The 15,653-nt window shown below is 62.2% G+C and carries 16 protein-coding genes; 7 read left to right on the forward strand and 9 right to left on the reverse strand.

What is annotated here, in order from left to right; genetic code table 11:
- Positions 1–684: 684 nt before the first annotated feature.
- The gene (locus AC07VF_RS05255) at positions 685–1,506 is read left to right on the forward strand and encodes an alpha/beta fold hydrolase (RefSeq protein ID WP_495009366.1); all 822 of its coding nucleotides are present in this window, start codon (positions 685–687) and stop codon (positions 1,504–1,506) included.
- An 88-nt stretch (positions 1,507–1,594) separates the two neighbouring features.
- Here the strand turns inward: AC07VF_RS05255 and moaA are convergent, their stop codons facing one another.
- From moaA to AC07VF_RS05270, 3 genes are all read right to left on the reverse strand, one after another.
- Positions 1,595–2,593, reverse strand: a complete 999-nt coding sequence (gene moaA / locus AC07VF_RS05260; protein ID WP_192174649.1) for a GTP 3',8-cyclase MoaA — start codon at positions 2,591–2,593, stop codon at positions 1,595–1,597.
- A 74-nt stretch (positions 2,594–2,667) separates the two neighbouring features.
- Positions 2,668–3,495, reverse strand: coding sequence for a formate/nitrite transporter family protein (locus AC07VF_RS05265; RefSeq protein WP_282370676.1), 828 nt, complete (start codon positions 3,493–3,495; stop codon positions 2,668–2,670).
- 319 nt (positions 3,496–3,814) lie between these two features.
- Positions 3,815–5,164 (reverse strand): cation:proton antiporter, encoded by a 1,350-nt coding sequence (locus tag AC07VF_RS05270; protein ID WP_192174651.1) that lies wholly within the window; start codon positions 5,162–5,164, stop codon positions 3,815–3,817.
- Positions 5,165–5,351: 187 nt separating this feature from the next.
- Here AC07VF_RS05270 and AC07VF_RS05275 point away from each other — a divergent pair, with 187 nt between their 5' ends.
- A complete protein-coding gene (locus AC07VF_RS05275; protein ID WP_192174652.1) occupies positions 5,352–5,567 on the forward strand; it encodes a DUF6434 domain-containing protein in 216 nt (71 codons plus the stop codon).
- Between the two features lie 17 nt (positions 5,568–5,584).
- Complete coding sequence (locus AC07VF_RS05280) at positions 5,585–6,211, forward strand: glutathione S-transferase family protein (RefSeq protein WP_495009365.1); 627 nt, start codon at positions 5,585–5,587, stop codon at positions 6,209–6,211.
- On the opposite strand, the gene AC07VF_RS05285 is transcribed toward AC07VF_RS05280, so the two are convergent.
- Complete coding sequence (locus AC07VF_RS05285; RefSeq protein WP_495009364.1) at positions 6,169–7,044, reverse strand: AraC family transcriptional regulator; 876 nt, start codon at positions 7,042–7,044, stop codon at positions 6,169–6,171. The genes AC07VF_RS05280 and AC07VF_RS05285 overlap by 43 nt on opposite strands.
- Positions 7,045–7,141: 97 nt before the next feature.
- Here AC07VF_RS05285 and AC07VF_RS05290 point away from each other — a divergent pair, with 97 nt between their 5' ends.
- A complete protein-coding gene (locus tag AC07VF_RS05290; protein WP_495009363.1) occupies positions 7,142–8,098 on the forward strand; it encodes a threonine dehydratase in 957 nt (318 codons plus the stop codon).
- 18 nt (positions 8,099–8,116) lie between these two features.
- Here the strand turns inward: AC07VF_RS05290 and AC07VF_RS05295 are convergent, their stop codons facing one another.
- The 3 genes from AC07VF_RS05295 to AC07VF_RS05305 form a co-directional block, all read right to left on the reverse strand.
- Positions 8,117–8,899: a YkgJ family cysteine cluster protein gene (locus AC07VF_RS05295; protein ID WP_495009362.1), complete on the reverse strand. Its 783-nt coding sequence runs from the start codon at positions 8,897–8,899 to the stop codon at positions 8,117–8,119.
- Between the two features lie 171 nt (positions 8,900–9,070).
- Entirely contained in the window at positions 9,071–9,844 is a 774-nt protein-coding gene (locus tag AC07VF_RS05300; RefSeq protein ID WP_495009361.1) for an L-iditol 2-dehydrogenase, read from the reverse strand.
- A gap of 55 nt (positions 9,845–9,899) precedes the next feature.
- The gene (locus AC07VF_RS05305) at positions 9,900–11,213 is read right to left on the reverse strand and encodes an ABC transporter substrate-binding protein (protein WP_495009360.1); all 1,314 of its coding nucleotides are present in this window, start codon (positions 11,211–11,213) and stop codon (positions 9,900–9,902) included.
- Between the two features lie 291 nt (positions 11,214–11,504).
- Between AC07VF_RS05305 and AC07VF_RS05310 the strand changes: the two genes are divergently transcribed.
- From AC07VF_RS05310 to AC07VF_RS05320, 3 genes are all read left to right on the forward strand, one after another.
- Positions 11,505–12,434, forward strand: a complete 930-nt coding sequence (locus AC07VF_RS05310) for a helix-turn-helix domain-containing protein (protein WP_495009359.1) — start codon at positions 11,505–11,507, stop codon at positions 12,432–12,434.
- Positions 12,435–12,489: 55 nt separating this feature from the next.
- Entirely contained in the window at positions 12,490–13,401 is a 912-nt protein-coding gene (locus AC07VF_RS05315) for a LysR family transcriptional regulator (protein ID WP_495009358.1), read from the forward strand.
- Between the two features lie 195 nt (positions 13,402–13,596).
- A complete protein-coding gene (locus AC07VF_RS05320) occupies positions 13,597–14,682 on the forward strand; it encodes a Gfo/Idh/MocA family protein (RefSeq protein WP_423571501.1) in 1,086 nt (361 codons plus the stop codon).
- Positions 14,683–14,826: 144 nt separating this feature from the next.
- On the opposite strand, the gene AC07VF_RS05325 is transcribed toward AC07VF_RS05320, so the two are convergent.
- Together AC07VF_RS05325 and AC07VF_RS05330 are read right to left on the reverse strand one after the other, a co-directional pair.
- Entirely contained in the window at positions 14,827–15,123 is a 297-nt protein-coding gene (locus AC07VF_RS05325; RefSeq protein WP_495009357.1) for a phosphate-starvation-inducible PsiE family protein, read from the reverse strand.
- 265 nt (positions 15,124–15,388) lie between these two features.
- The gene (locus AC07VF_RS05330; RefSeq protein ID WP_192174662.1) at positions 15,389–15,550 is read right to left on the reverse strand and encodes a hypothetical protein; all 162 of its coding nucleotides are present in this window, start codon (positions 15,548–15,550) and stop codon (positions 15,389–15,391) included.
- Positions 15,551–15,653: the final 103 nt, after the last annotated feature.

Genomic DNA, 15,653 nt, shown 5'->3' on the forward strand with positions numbered 1-15,653 from the left:
TCTTCCCGGCTAAAGCCGGTCCCACTAAAACACCGCTTGCGGTCATTAGGACCGGCTTCAGCCTGGGATGGACGCGGAGCGTCCCGGGATGCATGCCCACGCGGAGCGTGGGCACGATCAGACAAACGCCGTCTTCGTGAGCAAGCTCACTCCTACATGGATGGTGGTTGCCAGGAAATTGATGGCGTCCACACCGGCCTCTTCCCGGCTAAAGCCGGTCCCACTAACACACCGCGTGCGGTCAGCCATCCTGTGGGACCGGCTTCAGCCGGGAAGCTCTTGATCTGTGCAGCGCTTTTGATCTTCGTACGCAAAAAGCCCAGTCACCGCCAGTCGCGACTTGGGTGCAGGCTGAACGCAGGTCTCGTGGAGTGGGCCGAGCCGCATGGATGCGGCGAGAGCGCCGTCAGGACATGGATGTCCGTTCGGCGCGGGCCCACGGAGCGAGACCGGAGTGAAGGAACCCTGACGAAGGAAGGGCCAAACCAGGAGCAGGCACCCTTGGTTACTTGGGGTGCTTTTCCAAGTAACTCGCCGAAGGCGAAACCGAGGCCGTTAGGCCGACGCCCTCGATCTTGATCCTGATCTCGCGAAGCGCAAACAAGCACATATCTCCAATCCAGCCGCGCCACGAACGACTACGCTCAACCTTCCCCCCGCACCCTATCCCGAGGACCGCATCCCATGACCACCCTGATCCTGAAAGACGGCACCGAATTCTTCTACAAAGACTGGGGCACCGGCCAGCCGATCGTCTTCTCCCATGGCTGGCCCCTCGACGGCGACGCATGGGATGCACAAATGCTCTTCCTCGGCCAGCACGGCTACCGCGTCATCGCCCACGACCGCCGCGGCCACGGCCGCTCCGGCCAGACCTGGGACGGCAACGACATGGACACCTACGCCGACGACCTCGCCCAACTGTTCGACGCCCTCGACCTCAAAGACGCCATCATGATCGGCCACTCCACCGGCGGCGGTGAAGTCGCCCGCTACATCGGCCGCCACGGCACCGCCCGCGTTGCCAAAGCCGTCCTCATCGGCGCCGTGCCACCCCTCATGCTCAAAACCGACGCAAACCCCGAAGGCCTGCCGATCGAGGTGTTTGATGGCATCCGCGCCGGCTTCACCGCCGACCGCTCGCAATTCTTCAAGGATCTGGCCGTGCCGTTCTTCGGCTTCAACCGCGACGGCGTAAAAGCCTCCCAGGGCGCCATCGACTCGTTCTGGTCCATCGGCATGCTGGGCAGCGTCAAAGGCGAGTTCGATTGCATCAAGGCGTTCTCGGAAACCGACTTCACCGAAGACCTCAAAAAAATCGACGTGCCAACCCTGATCCTCCACGGCGATGACGACCAGATCGTCCCGATCGTCGCGTCCGGCTACAAGAGTCACGAGTTGGTAGAAGGCTCGACATTGCACGTGGTCAAGGGTGGGTCCCACGGCATGTGCACGGTTCAGGCGGAAGAAATCAACGAGATCCTGCTGGGCTTCATCAAGGGCTGATCAGCCTGTTCGGCAAGGACTGGCGGTCTCTGGGCTGGAGGCTGCCAGGCGTTTCATGAGGCGCTGACAGCTCAGCCCCAGGGCGTATTCAGCCGCCGGTCATGTTCATGAAGCGCACCACCTGCACGTCATCGTTGAGCTCGAAGTTGTGCTTCCACGGCTTCAATTGCATGGCGTTGACGATGGCTTTCTCGAGCTTGTCCGGCTGCCCCGGATTGGCCCGCAGCACGGCTTTCAGATCGGCCGAATGCTCGTTACCCAGGCACAACAGCAAACGACCTTCCACCGTGACCCGAACACGGTTACAGGTTGCGCAGAAGTTGTGGCTGTGGGGCGAGATGAAGCCGATGCGGATGTGCGGCGCTTCAGCCACTCGCCAGTAGCGCGAAGGCCCGGACGTGGTTTCAGTCGAGTGCACCAGGGTGTAGCGCTCGGCGATGCGTTCGCGCACCTGCTCGCTGGAGTAGAACGACTCGGCGCGGCTGTGCTCGCTGATCGTGCCCAGCGGCATCTCTTCGATGAAGGTGATATCGACGCCGCGATCGATGGCGAAGGCGACTAGATCATTAATCTCGTGGTCGTTGCGGCCCTGCATCACTACGCAGTTGAGCTTGGTGCGCTCGAAACCCGCCGCATTGGCAGCGTCGATCCCGGCGATGACCTTGCTCAGATCACCGGTGCGGGTCAATTCCTTGAAGCGCGCCGGGTCCAGGCTGTCGAGGCTGATGTTGAGGCGCTTGAGGCCAGCTTCGAACAGCGGCACGGCGAGTTTGTCCAGCTGCGAGCCGTTGGTGGTCATGCACAGTTCGCGCAGGCCGGGCAGGGCGGCGATGCTGCGAACCAGCCCGACGATGCCGGAGCGCACCAGTGGCTCACCACCGGTCAGGCGAATCTTCTTTGTGCCGAGCGCCACGAAACGCTCGGCCAGTTGATGAATTTCTTCGAGGGAAAGAATCTGCTGACGCGGCAGGAACGTCATGTCCTCGGCCATGCAATACACGCAGCGAAAATCGCAGCGATCCGTGACCGACATGCGGACGTAATCGACCTTGCGTGAATAGCTGTCCATCAGGACTCGATCTGACATTGATTACTCTCACAACGTGACGCGTGGCAGAAACAGGGTGCGCGCCTGCAGCAACGAAGCGCGCGGCTGCAGCGTTAAATCTGGCGACCGGTCTGCTGCTCGATACTCGCTGCAGCGACGCCGGTGGCCGAAGCCTGAATGGCTTTCGAATAGGACACGTAATACGCGAGCCCGACGAAAATTGCACCCCCCACGGCGTTGCCCAGGAACACCGCGACGAAGTTTTCAACGAAATCGGTCCAGCTCAGGGCGTCTGCAAAGATCGCCGCCGGGATCACGAACATATTGGCAACGACGTGCTGGAAGCCGATGGCGACGAAGGCCATGATCGGGAACCACATGGCAACGACCTTCCCGGTCACGTCTTTGCTGGCGTATGACAACCAGACCGCCAAGCACACCAGCCAGTTGCAACCAATGCCGGAAATAAACGCCTGGCTGAAATCTGCGCTGGCCTTGGCCTTGGCGATGGCCAGGGTCTTGGCCAGGTACGCACCTTCTGTGAGGCCCAGCACATGGCCGAAGAAGTAGGCGACGAACAGCGCGCCCAGCAGGTTGGCGAAGGTGACCAGCGCCCAGTTGCGCGCCACTGCCGACAGCGGCACCCGACCGGCGAACATTGCCGTCGGCAGGCTCATCATGTTGCCCGTGAGCAGCTCGCCGCCGGCAAGGATTACCAGAATCAAACCCAGCGGAAACACCGCCGCGCCCAGCAGGTTGCCCAATGAGGCCCACTGCGGCGGGATCATCGTGCTGACGTGGATGTCCAGCAAAAAGCCCAGGGCGATGAACGCCCCGGCGAGAAAGCCCAGCACCAGGATCGCCGGGGTCGGCAGATGGGACTTCTTGACGCCAGCCTCGATGGTGATTTCGGCGATCTGCTGCGGTGTATTGATGGACATAGGCTTTCAGGCTCGCAAGCAATGAACCGCGCCACGACTGAGTGAGCCGTGACGCGAAAACGAAGGAGGGGTTCAAGCATCCAGTCTTGGTGCGCGGGAGTGTCAGCCGACACGGCGCCGATCTCTGATGGGCGCGCCGCTGCGACGTTAAACCGCATGGCAGAGGGCGCCCAAAAGGCCTGATCAATTAGTGAGCACGCTACCGATCGGGCTCCTGAGCGTCCAATCGCTTGTTCCGATAGGGTCATCGACGCTGTCTATCACGAGGGTTTTAGTCACAGGGCCTGCTCTGCAAATCAATGCGGTCGCGATCCCTGCGCTAGTCTTTGCTGTCTTTGGTGATGCTGCGCTCGTAGCGCTCCAGCAGCGGCTGAATGCTGATCCCGTGCAAAAGAATGCTCAGCGCAACCACCGACAGCGTCAGGCTGATGGTGGTGTGGACCGCCTCGGTCGGCAGGCCATGGGTCAGCGCATAGCACAGGTAATACAGCGTGCCGATGCCGCGAATGCCGAACCAGCCCACCAGCGCTTTCTGCGGCCGAGTGAGCAATTTGCCACTGATCAGCAGCCACACGCTCAAGGGCCGGATCACGCAGAACAACGCCAGGCCCAGACCGACGGCGCGCCAGTCCCAGTAACTGGCGAGGGCCGCGCCGAGAAGGGTGATCAGCAGCACCTCCATGGCGCGCTCCACCAGGCTGCCGAACACCATCATGTCGCCCATCATCACGCCGGCGGCGAGTTGACTGTCGGACAGCGAATCACGGTCACCCATGATCGCCGACTCCGGATCGCTGTGGGTGTGCCCCACCACCGGAATCGCCACGTGTTCCGACGGCACTTCCGACTGGGTGGTGTTGGACTCGGCGTGACGCACGCCAATGCCCGCCGCGAACACCGCCAGGAATCCATAGGCGCCCAGGCCTTCGGCGGTGACGTAGGCAATGGCAATCAGCGCCAGGGCGAGGAAGTCATTCGGCGACAGGGTGCTGTCAGCGTTCTTGATGCGCAGGTAGATCATCAGATGCCCGACGCCACGGCCCAAGCCGTAACCCAGCATCAGCCCGACGGGCACGCCCCAGATGATGTTTTTCAGCAGCCAGCCCTGGGTCCAGTCGAAATCCGAAAAACCGTGGGTGATGAACATCAGCGCGAAAATCACGAAGGGGAACGCGGTGCCGTCGTTGAGCCCGGCCTCACCGGACAGGCCGAAGCGCACCCGGTCCAGGTCCTGGGCGCTGTTGACCTGGACCAGCCCCGCCAGCACCGGGTCGGTGGGCGAGAGCATGGCGCCGAGCAACAGCGCGATCGGCCATGACAGGCCGAACAGGTAATGGGCGGTCAGGCTGACGCCGGCAATGGTCGCCAGCATCACCGGCCCGGCCAGCAAATATGCCGAATGCCAGGCGCCACGGTGCAGGGGCAGGCGCAGCTTGATGCCGGTGTTGAACAGGGAAAACAGCACGGCGATTTCAGTCAGGCGTTCAAGCCAGTGGCGTGCATCGCGAACGTCGAGCTGCGCGATGTCCAGGCCCCAGGGCCCGATCGCGGCGCCAAACGCCAGACACACCGCCGACGTCGTGACCGGCAGCCAGCGCAGGTAAGAAGAAGTCAGCGCCAGCAGCATCAGGAGGACACCGAAGACGGTCATGCAAAGAATGAAACTCATGCGGATACATCATCAGTCAATGGGCGGGAATGACTGTGTGACTGTAAGAGGGGGGGATAGTTGAAATAAATGTGGAATGGATCCCGCGACCGGCGCACTGCCTTGCCTGGCGCCTGTCGCTCGGTCTGACCCATACGTATTTCCCGACTAGACTGTGCGGCGCCCCCCTTACTTGGACCAAGTCCCCATGGCCTTCGATTGGCACAGCGAATCCCTTTCCCGAGACACCCCTGTCACCCAGGATTACCGCAACACCCAGAACGTGCGCCGGTTCATGACCGCGCAGTGCGGGCCGGCCTTCAAGTTCGACCGCGACTTCATGGCGTGGATACGCAACGACAGCGCCAAGACCCTGGGCGATGTTGCGGATGAATGGCAGCGGCGCCACGGCTATAAAGCCTGATGAGAGCGGGAGACAGCATGTTCAGATTATTCGGGGCCGACAGATCCGGCTCGGCCGCTATTGAGATCGCGCTCACGCTGTGCGGCGCCGATTACCGCTTGATAGGCGCAAGTTCATGGGAAGCCGGTGCAGGGCAGGACGAGCTGAAGCGCCTGAACCCGTTGATGCAGGTGCCGACGCTGGTCATCCCCGGCGGCGGAGTGATGACGGAGAGCGCGGCCATCCTCACGCACCTGGGCCTGGCCTTTCCGCTGTCCGGCCTGCTGTCTCAAGACACCCTTAAGCGAGCCCAGCAACTCCGGGCCCTGGCGTACCTCACCACCAATTGTTATGCGTCCATCGGCCTGATCGATTATCCGGAGCGGTGGCTGCCTGACGCCGAGCCTGGCCAATTAGACCGATTGGTCGCAGGTGCCCGGAGCAAGCTGCACAGTCAGTGGGAGGTGTTCGCCGATGTGTTTTACAACCCGGTTGTCTGGCATCCCCATGCCCCAAGCGCCGTCGAAATTCTCGCCTGCGTGGTCAGCCAGTGGAGTGGGGCGCGGGAACACCTCCGGGCGTCCCGGCCCGAGTTTCATGGGTCTTTGGACGTCGTCGATCATCACCCCGTTATCAAGGCGGTGCTGCAGCGGCACGGCTGGTGAGACGCGTGAACAGTTACGACGACGACTGACTGCGTAGCTTCGCCGGGCATGATGCCCATGCGCAGCCGAAACGCCGTCGCCATATGCGCCTGGGAGCTGAAGCCGCAGGCGTGGGCGATCTCCGCCAGTCGCGCGTTTGAATCGCGCATCAGGGCCCGGGCCTTCGCCAGACGCCGGTCGATCAGGTAACTGTGCGGGCTCTTGCCCGTGGTGTGCTTGAACGCTCGAATGAAATAACCCTCGGACAACCCCAGCATCTGCGCCATGGCCTGCACCCCCAGCGGGCCGTCGATGCCGGCGTCAATGAACTCATCGAGTCTGCGCATCCGGCTGCCGTTGATCGAGCCTTGCAGCGGCGCGTCGAAAGCGTTCTTGTTATCGGCCCGTTCAGCAAGGGCCAGCGCCCAGCCCTCCCAGTCATCCGCCGCCGAGCGCTGCAACAATGCCGCGCGCATCCTCACGGCCAGGGCGATCGATTGAGCATCAATGCGGTTGTTGAAAGCGTGATCCCCCTTCAGAGCAAGCCCGTCGGTGCGCAGCAGCCGCAGGTATTCACCGCCCGCGGGCGACTCCGATAACACGTCGCACCCGGCGGGCACGAACGCCAGGCCGTTGGGCACTGCGTCGAAGGGCTGCACCCGGTCGCTGCCGATGGCGTGCAGACCACGCTGGCTTTCGAAGGCAAAGCCGATCGCCGCCTGGGTCGCCACGTAGCGCGTGGCATAACCGGCGGCAGGCAGCAATTCGATCATCCACGGGCCTGCTTCGACACGGCGAACCGGTTCAGACGGGAGCGGGTGAGGCGGGCGTTTTGTCGGGTTCATGGGCCTCATAGTAATCAAGTGATTCAGCAAAAGTCAGGTCAGTTTTTTGAAAGCCGGCGGGGTGAACGTCTGCCTAGACTGGGCCACATTTTCGAGGAGACAGGCCATGCACGGACTGACACGGGACGATATCGAACAGGCCGCTCGCCAGGTGTACGAGGTCATGCCGCCCACCGCCCAATACCCGTGGCCGTTACTGGCCGAGCGGCTCAACAGCACGGTGTGGGTCAAGCACGAAAACCACACGCCCACCGGAGCGTTCAAGGTGCGCGGCGGAATTACGTTCATGCACTGGCTCAAGCGCACTTTCCCGACCGTCAGAGGCATCGTCACGGCGACGCGGGGCAACCACGGTCAGAGCCTGGCGCTGGCCGCCACCGCGCTGGGCTTGAGTGCGTCGATCGTGGTGCCGGAAGGCAACTCGCCGGAGAAGAACAACGCCATGCGTGCACTTGGCGGCACCGTCATCGAATGCGGCCGGGATTTCGACGAAGCCCGGGAAGAGGCCGCGCGGCTGGCGGATCTGCATGGGCACTACCTGGTCCCGCCATTCCACATCGAGTTGCTCAAGGGCGTGGCCACCTATGGGCTGGAGTTGTTCATGGCCGCGCCCGATCTGCACACGGTTTACGTGCCGATCGGCTGTGGCTCGGGCATTTGCGGCGTCATTGCCGCCCGTGACGCGCTGGGCCTGCAGACCCGGGTGGTCGGTGTGGTCTCCACCGAGGCAGCGGCCGCCAAATGGTCGTTCGAGGAAGGCACTATTTTGCAGACCCCGTCGGCGAACACCTTCGCCGATGGCCTCGCCGTACGCCGGCCCATTCCTGCGGCCTTCGCGATCTATCGAACCGGGGCGGAGCGCATTGTCGCGGTCAGCGAGGAAGAAATCGCCGAGGCCATGCGCGTCTATTACACCGACACCCATAACCTCGCGGAGGGCGCAGGGGCCGCTGCACTGGCGGCGCTCATCCAGGAACGCCGGGCCATGGCAGGGAAGAAGGTCGGGGTCATTCTGTCCGGGGGGAATGTGGACCGGGCGGTGTATGCGCGGGTAATAGGCTGAGGCGGCAGCGGCGGCCGTTCAGCGGGGCAGTGGGTGGAAGATGTAATCGTCGCTGGGTGAGTCAGCCAGGGGCACGGACTGAGCGTGGAGATAAGCCCTCAACGCCGGGTCTTCTGCCTTGATCTGCCAGGCTTGAGCAGCGGGGCCGGCATTGACCTCAGCGCTTTCGCAGGCGGCGAGCAGTGTTTCGACCGAGGGCTGGTGAATCACCAGACCGTTGCCTTTCCAGCCGGCGACGGTCAGGCCCAGGCTTTCGCATACCGCCACCTTGCGCCGGGCATCCTCGCGGTCGGTCTGGCGGGATTGCTGGACCAGCATCGCTAACCCCTGATCCGAGGCCAGCAGGCTGCCCTGTTGCCAGCTTTCCGGCGGGCAGTCCTTGGCTTCAGGTTTCAGCTCAATGAAAGGACTGATCTCCATCGGGTAGATCCGGCACACCAGCGGCCGCTCGAGATACACCGAGCAGAGCCCGTCTTTTTGAAGGTTCGGGCATTCAGGAATCGCATTGGCCGCCAGAATCACCGTCACCCGCAGCGTACCCGAACCGCCGGTGACCGGCGCGGATCGCCCGGCGTTGTAGGCATATTCGGGTGAGTCGACCGGCCAGAGTGAATCGTCGAATGCCTCAAGCAATACCCCCACAGGATCGCCGCGTTTCAGCCAGGTCACGGCTTCGCCAAGGGTCAAGGGCACGAAGCGGCCACGGCAGCACCCCCCACAGCCGACGCATTCGAAACGGACGTCGGGGTCTATCGCGAGGCCTTTGGCTGTGGCGATGACGCCTGATCCTCTGATGTCCATGTGACCTGCGTCCCTTTTCATTGAGCGGTCAATCATAACGGGATGTGCGCGATCAGTCAGTGGAGTCGGCTTCAGCCGGGAAGAGGCCGGTCTCGGTATATTCAATTCCACCGGGTCGCGTAAGGCCCGATGCAAAACAACGCCCGATATCCTGGAGGTCACTCCTTGGGCTCAACTCATCCAGTTACCGCCATCAACGTTGTAGGTCTGGGCGACGACATAATCGCTCTCGACCGACGCCAGAAAGATCGCCATGCCGGTCAGGTCCTGGGCAGTGCCCATGCGGCCGTAGGGCACTTCGGCACCGACGAGCCGCTTCTTCTCGCCCAGCGGCCGGCCCTCGTGTTTGGCGAACAGCGCGTCCACACCATCCCAGTGCTCGCCGTCGACGACCCCCGGGGCGATCGCATTGACGTTGATCCGGTGCTTGATCAGGTTCAGTCCCGCTGACTGGGTCAGGCTGATGACCGCGGCCTTGGTCGCGCAGTAAACGCCCACCAGTGCCTCGCCGCGCCGGCCGGCCTGGCTCGCCATATTGATGATCTTGCCGCCATGACCCTGGGCGATCATCTGCCTGGCCGCCGCCTGAAGGGTGAACAACGTGCCGGCCACATTGATCGAGAACAAGCGCTCGTAACTCTCGCGAGTGATCTCGGTTATTGGTGCCAGATCAAACAATGCAGCGTTGTTGATCAGGATATCCAGCTTGCCGGTGGTGGCGACGACGGCCGCAATGGCCGCGTCGATGGACGATTGATCGGTGACATCCATCCTCACCGCGTAGGCACTGGTGCCCAGTTCGGTGGCGGTCTGGGTCGCGCGCTCCAGATTGATGTCGGCGATGGCCACTGTCGCGCCTTCGCGAATGTAGGCGTCGGCGTAGGCACGCCCGATACCCCGGGCTGAACCTGTGATCAGTGCGCTTTTACCTTCGAGTCGTTTCATTGAAAGAGTCATCCGTCATGCAGAAAGAGGCGGCAGCGGGCTGCCGACAGGGCATTTATTTTTTCGGGTAACCGGCGCGTTTCATTTCCCGCTCCGTCGTCGACTGCGCGGCCGCCAGGGCTTGCTCGACAGTGGTCTGGCCGGTGAGCGCGGCCGAGAAGAGTTTGCCCACGGACGTGCCGATCGCCTGGAATTCCGCGATGGTCACGTACTGGATGCCGACGTAGGGCACAGGCTGGGCCGACGGGTGCGTCGGATCGGCGTGCTTCATCATTTCCAGTGTCACTTTGGCGAACGGCGCGGCCTTGAGGTACGCGTCGCTGTAGGTGGAGGTGCGGGTGCCAGGCGGCACGTTGGTGATGCCATCCTTCTGCGCGACCAGCTGGATGTATTCCCTGGAGGTGGCCCACGTGGTGAACGTCTTGGCGGCATCTTTGTGCTTGGAGGTCGCGGGAATCGCCAGGGACCAGGCGTACAGCCAGGACGAACCCTTGTCGGTCACTTCAACGGGCGCCGGCGCGAAACCCACGCTGTCCACGACCCGGCTCTGTTCTTTGTCGGTGGTGAACGAACCTGCCACGCTGGCATCGACCCAGATTGCGCATTTGCCGCTGTTGAACAGCGCCAGGGTTTCATTGAAGCCGTTGCTGGAGACGCCGGGCGGGCCGTAATTTTTCAGCGTATTGACGTAGAAGTTGGCAGCGGCCGTCCACTCGGGGCTGGTCAGCTGAGGTTGCCATTGTTCGTCGAACCAGCGGGCGTCAAATGCGTTGGCCATCGTCGTCAGCAAGGCCATGTTCTCGCCCCAGCCGGCCTTGCCCCTCAGGCACATGCCGTACTGACCCTGGTCGGGGTGATGCAGTTTGGCGGCGAACTCGCCGAGCTGGGTCCAGGTCGGGCGCTCGGGCATGCTCAGCCCGGCCTGTTTGAACAGGTCGGTGCGGTAATAGGTCACCGTGCTCTCGCCATAGAAGGGCAATGCATACAGGGTGTCGTTGACCGACAGGCCCTGACGCACGGACGGGATGATGTCGTCCAGGTCGTAGCTGGCCGGCAAATCCTTCATCGGCTCCAGCCAGCCTTTCGCGCCCCACAACGGCGTCTCGTAGGTGCCAATGGTCAGCACATCGAACTGGCCGCCCTGGGTGGCGATGTCGGTGGTCAGCCGCTGGCGCAGCACGTTTTCTTCGAGCACCACCCAATTGAGCTTGATGTCCGGATGCTGCTCTTCGAATACCCTGGAGAGCCGCTGCATGCGGATCATGTCGTTGTTGTTGACGGTGGCGATGGTGATCGTCTCGGCAGCCTGACTGATGCCCGCCAGGGACAGACCGGCAGACAGCATCAGCGCGTGTTGGGTGATCTTCATGGTGATCTCCATTCCACGCCGGTGGCGCGGAATCGTTATTGTTGTTTTTGAGCACTGCCGATCCCTCTGACGTCTCACTTCGGGGCAGTGGCGTGCCGATTACAGCAGCTCGCACGCGCTGCAACAAACACGCTGAGGATGTCCCACTGATGCTTTTTTAACCGTGCAGCCCAGCCCTGCGTCCGGCTAAAAAAGTATCAGCGCGCAGTGACAGGCGAGGTGGAGCAGGGGGAAGCAAGAGGGGTATGGTGTGTGGACGCTCGCGCCAACAACGACAAAAAAGGGGCAGACATGCCTGAAAGCCGAACCGCTTTATTCGAGCAGTTGCCTGCCGAACTGGAGATCATCCTGCCGGCGCCCCAGCAGAGTTTTCGCTGGTACGAGCACGACTATCCCTATCCGCTCGCGCGCTGGAATCATCACCCTGAGTACGAAATTCATCTGATCCGCAAAGGCAGCGGCAAACTGGTGGCGGGCGATTACATCGGCGCTTTCGGCCCCGGCCATGTCGCGCTGATTGGCCCTGATCTGCCCCATGACTGGATGGGCGATCTTGCGCCGGGGGAGCACCTGCAAGGCCGGGACGTCGTGCTGCAATTCGACGGCGATACGTTGCTGGCGCTGCGCGAGACGCTGCCTGAGCTGGGTGAATTGCAGGGGTTGTTTGACCGCGCCCGCCGCGGGCTGGAATTTACCGGCGGGACCGCCGTGCAGGCGGCGGAGCTGCTTGAACGCATCGGCATGGCGCAGGGGTTGCCGCGCCTGCTGCTGTTTTTCGATCTGCTCAACACCCTGAGCACGGCGCCTGCCCGTGAAGCCCGCACGCTGGCGAGTTCGTGCTACGCGCCTGCTCTGGATGCCAAAAGTGCCGAGCGCGTCCACCGGGCGTTCGACTACCTGCAACGGGAGCTGACGGGGGATATCAGGCTGTCAGTGATCGCCGAGCGCCTGCACATGAGCGAGCCGGGGTTCTCGCGGTTCTTCAAGCGCGCGACGGGCCACGGGTTTATCGACCTGATGCGCAAGCTGCGCATCCAGAAGGCCTGCCGGTTGCTGCTGCAGACGCAGATGTCCATCGCCGATGTCTGCTTTGAAGTGGGTTACATCAACCTGTCCAACTTCAATCGACACTTCCGTTACGAGATGAACCAGACGCCGACCGACTACCGAAGAGGCACTGCGGCGACGTTGTTCAACTTGAACACGTCGAAGGCGTCTTAGTTATTCTTCATCACACCTTCTATCGAATGTCGCAAGCGAGGCACTGTTGGACAGATTGAACGCACTGGGCGGGCTGGAAATTTTTGTCCAGACAGCACAAAGCCAGAGCTTTGTTGCCACCGGACGCAGTCTGGGCATTTCTGCTTCTGCGGTGAGTAAAAGCATCTCCAGGTTGGAGGCGCGGATGGGGGTGCGGCTGCTTCAGCGGAGCACTCGCACCGTTCGCCTCACCTCGGAAGGCGAGGAGTTTCTGCAGAGGTGCCGGCGCATCCTCGACGAAGTCCAGGCCGCCGAAGACCACATGTCCGCGATGACCGGGCGCCCGCGAGGTCGGTTGCGCGTCGGGCTGGCCCTGGCGGGAGGGCTGCCGCTGCCGGTTATCGCTGATTTCATGCAGGCCTACCCTGAGATCGAGCTGGACCTGGACTTTACTGACCGGATGGTGGATGTGATCGAGGAGGGGTTCGACGTCGTCATCCGGGGCACCGATCTAAGCGACTCCCGGCTCAAGTCCCGGCCTTTGGGCCCATACCGCGCCTGCATCGTCGCCGCGCCTGGGTACCTCAACGCTCACGGTGTGCCGTCCAGCCCCGCAGACCTGCTGGACCATGCGTGCCTTCACTACCGCTGGCAGAATTCGGGAAAGCTGTATCAATGGCCTTTCAAACAGACCGCCGCCCGGTCAGCCGTCGGTCAACTGCCCGTCGCCATGATCTGCAGCGATGTCGCTGCCTTGCTGTACATGGCCAAAGCGGGTCGCGGGATTGCGTGTCTGCCCGATTTCGCGGTCCGGGACGCATTGGCAGACGGGCAGCTTCAGACGTTGCTGACAACGCACCTGACAGGCGCGAGCACCTTTCATATTGTCTGGCCGAGCAGCCGGCAAATGGCGCCCAGGGTCAGGGTTTTCGTGGACTTCGTCGTCGCTCATTTTGCCCGCGGCCTGGTGATTGAAAAGGCTGGCTAAGCCCGGCCGTTTCTTTACCCATTGCGGACACATTCGTCACCTATGCATGGACGCTTGACCCTCTTAATCGTCTACCTGAGAACGCCTACTCTGTTTCACCAGCGCGTTGTGCCTCTGCGCGATCTCCCGCTCGCTCCGGCAATGCAGGACTCGCAGGTGCCTCGCTCGTCACTTTCATGAACAGAGGAAGGCTCAATGACTCATAAAATCCGCGTCGGCATCATCGGCACCGGCGGGTGGGCGCGCTACGGACACATTCCCGCCCTGCAATCCCTTGACGCATTCGAGGTGGTGGCGCTTTCCGGTCGTGACCTGCAAAAGGTGCGCGGCTATGCCGATGATTTCAAGATCCGCCACGCGTTCGACAACGCCGATGAACTGGTCAGCCACCCCGACGTTGACCTTGTAGTGGTGCTGGCGCCCACGCCCGAACACGGTCGGCTTACCCAAAAGGTGATCGAGGCGGGCAAAGACGTGTACTGCGAATGGCCGCTGTCCACGACCACCGCGCAATCGGAGCAGATCCTGGAAATGGTCAACGCCAGGGGCATCAGCCATATCATCGGCCTGCAGCGCCGCTTCTCTCCGAGTTCGCGGTATTGGCACGACCTGATCCGGCAGGGTCACATCGGCAGCATCAGGGCGGTGCGAATGTCGGTGGGCGTGGACGCATTCGGTGCGGTCATGCCGGCATTTGCCAAGTGGGCGGTCAACACCGAAAACTTCACCCACCTGTTGTCGATCTACGGCGGGCACTTTCACGACATGCTGTTTCATGGCGTTGGCTTCCCACAAATGCTCGCGGCGGTTGCGCAGACTCAATTCCCGGTCACCACGATTGAGGAAACCGGCGAGCAGATTCCCTATGACGCCCCGAACGAAGTCATGATCATCGGCACGCTGCCTGGGGGCGGCTTGTTCTCGGTTCAGCTTGAGGGAGGCCAGGACCACAAAACCGGCCTGCAGATCGACATCACCGGCACGGAGGGCGCGCTGCGGATCACCAATCCGCGCGGTTTCCAGAACACTCACGACAATGCTATTGCGTCGATGACCGGCGGCAGCGAAAGATTCGTGGAATTGCCGATCCCTGCGCGGTACCAGACCCTTGACGTGACGCACCTCGATGCCAGTGCCCAGGACGTGGCCTACCTCTACGCCGCCTATGCCGAGGACAAAGCCACGGGCTCCAGCAACGTGACCCGCTTTGAAGACGCCCTCCGCCAGCATCGCCTGATCGACCGGATCACCGAAGCGTCCCGGACGTTCTTCAACGGGTGAGCCCAAGGCCGCTACTCATCGGCGCCTTCCGGCCATTCGGTTGTGTCAGTCAGCTTTGAACCACCTGGGGTGCAACGCGGGGAAGTGTTCACGCAACCCATCGGCAAAGGCATGGGAGGGCAGTCCTGCCCGGATGCCAGGCCGCTAATCCTGCGCCGACAGGTCTCGTTTGCCCAGCAACCAGCAGACCAAGCCAAGCACCAGGGTCGCGAAACCCAGCGCGGCAATGGTCAACGCCGGCGTGGTCAGGGTGTCGAGAATGACGAACTTGCGGCTCAGCGCCAGTAGCGCGATGAGAATCACCGCAGCGATGATCAAACTGAGGGCGATGACCACCAGTTGCTCGAAGCGCTCGTAGGCACTCATCAACCGCCACTGGGCGCCCGGGTGCTTGACGGAAGATGGGTCGGATTTTGGGTGGTTGACGGCATTGCCGCGCATGATCTGGCCTCCTTCTCTCTCTCGCAGGCAACGGGAGACTGGCTCCTGCCCGGTTCAAACTTAAGACAGAAGCCCAAGATAGGGACCGCGCCGATGCTTTCAAGGGGAGGTGGTGCCCTGTCATGCTTTCAGGCAGATGATGGCTAAGTGCAGGGGCTGTGCGGGGGAACTTACGAATAATGACAAGGGGAAGAGGAAATACAGCGGCAACTGACGTCAGTCAGCGCCGCCAAACGCTGATATCAAGCTCGGTTCAACGCCTGATTCACGCCTGTTCGTCTTGCTCTGCAGCATCATCGTCGTGCTTGAGCGCGGGCTTCATGCCTGGCTGCGGCGCGTGCACGGCATCCGGTGCGACTTCTTCGCCGTGGTTCTTCTTTTCTTGCTGGACTTTTTTGTCGTGGGCGACGTTGCGTGGATCGGTCATGGGAATTCCTTGATCTGGCAGATGATTCGAATGCTCGCCGACGCGACACGTTGGCCGTGAGCGTCGGGGCAAGATTTGGAGTCAAGGCCGGCGCCAGCGTTCA

It is taken from the genome of Pseudomonas sp. GW821-FHT02H06 (assembly GCF_059421525.1).

Bases quoted from the DNA above. Each gene is read 5' to 3' on its own strand.
- AC07VF_RS05255 (WP_495009366.1), top strand. From the start codon at position 685: ATGACCACCCTGATCCTGAAAGACGGCACCGAATTCTTCTACAAAGAC.
- moaA (WP_192174649.1), bottom strand. From the start codon at position 2,593: ATGTCAGATCGAGTCCTGATGGACAGCTATTCACGCAAGGTCGATTAC.
- AC07VF_RS05265 (WP_282370676.1), bottom strand. From the start codon at position 3,495: ATGTCCATCAATACACCGCAGCAGATCGCCGAAATCACCATCGAGGCT.
- AC07VF_RS05270 (WP_192174651.1), bottom strand. From the start codon at position 5,164: ATGAGTTTCATTCTTTGCATGACCGTCTTCGGTGTCCTCCTGATGCTG.
- AC07VF_RS05275 (WP_192174652.1), top strand. From the start codon at position 5,352: ATGGCCTTCGATTGGCACAGCGAATCCCTTTCCCGAGACACCCCTGTC.
- AC07VF_RS05280 (WP_495009365.1), top strand. From the start codon at position 5,585: ATGTTCAGATTATTCGGGGCCGACAGATCCGGCTCGGCCGCTATTGAG.
- AC07VF_RS05285 (WP_495009364.1), bottom strand. From the start codon at position 7,044: ATGAGGCCCATGAACCCGACAAAACGCCCGCCTCACCCGCTCCCGTCT.
- AC07VF_RS05290 (WP_495009363.1), top strand. From the start codon at position 7,142: ATGCACGGACTGACACGGGACGATATCGAACAGGCCGCTCGCCAGGTG.
- AC07VF_RS05295 (WP_495009362.1), bottom strand. From the start codon at position 8,899: ATGGACATCAGAGGATCAGGCGTCATCGCCACAGCCAAAGGCCTCGCG.
- AC07VF_RS05300 (WP_495009361.1), bottom strand. From the start codon at position 9,844: ATGAAACGACTCGAAGGTAAAAGCGCACTGATCACAGGTTCAGCCCGG.
- AC07VF_RS05305 (WP_495009360.1), bottom strand. From the start codon at position 11,213: ATGAAGATCACCCAACACGCGCTGATGCTGTCTGCCGGTCTGTCCCTG.
- AC07VF_RS05310 (WP_495009359.1), top strand. From the start codon at position 11,505: ATGCCTGAAAGCCGAACCGCTTTATTCGAGCAGTTGCCTGCCGAACTG.
- AC07VF_RS05320 (WP_423571501.1), top strand. From the start codon at position 13,597: ATGACTCATAAAATCCGCGTCGGCATCATCGGCACCGGCGGGTGGGCG.
- AC07VF_RS05325 (WP_495009357.1), bottom strand. From the start codon at position 15,123: ATGCGCGGCAATGCCGTCAACCACCCAAAATCCGACCCATCTTCCGTC.
- AC07VF_RS05330 (WP_192174662.1), bottom strand. From the start codon at position 15,550: ATGACCGATCCACGCAACGTCGCCCACGACAAAAAAGTCCAGCAAGAA.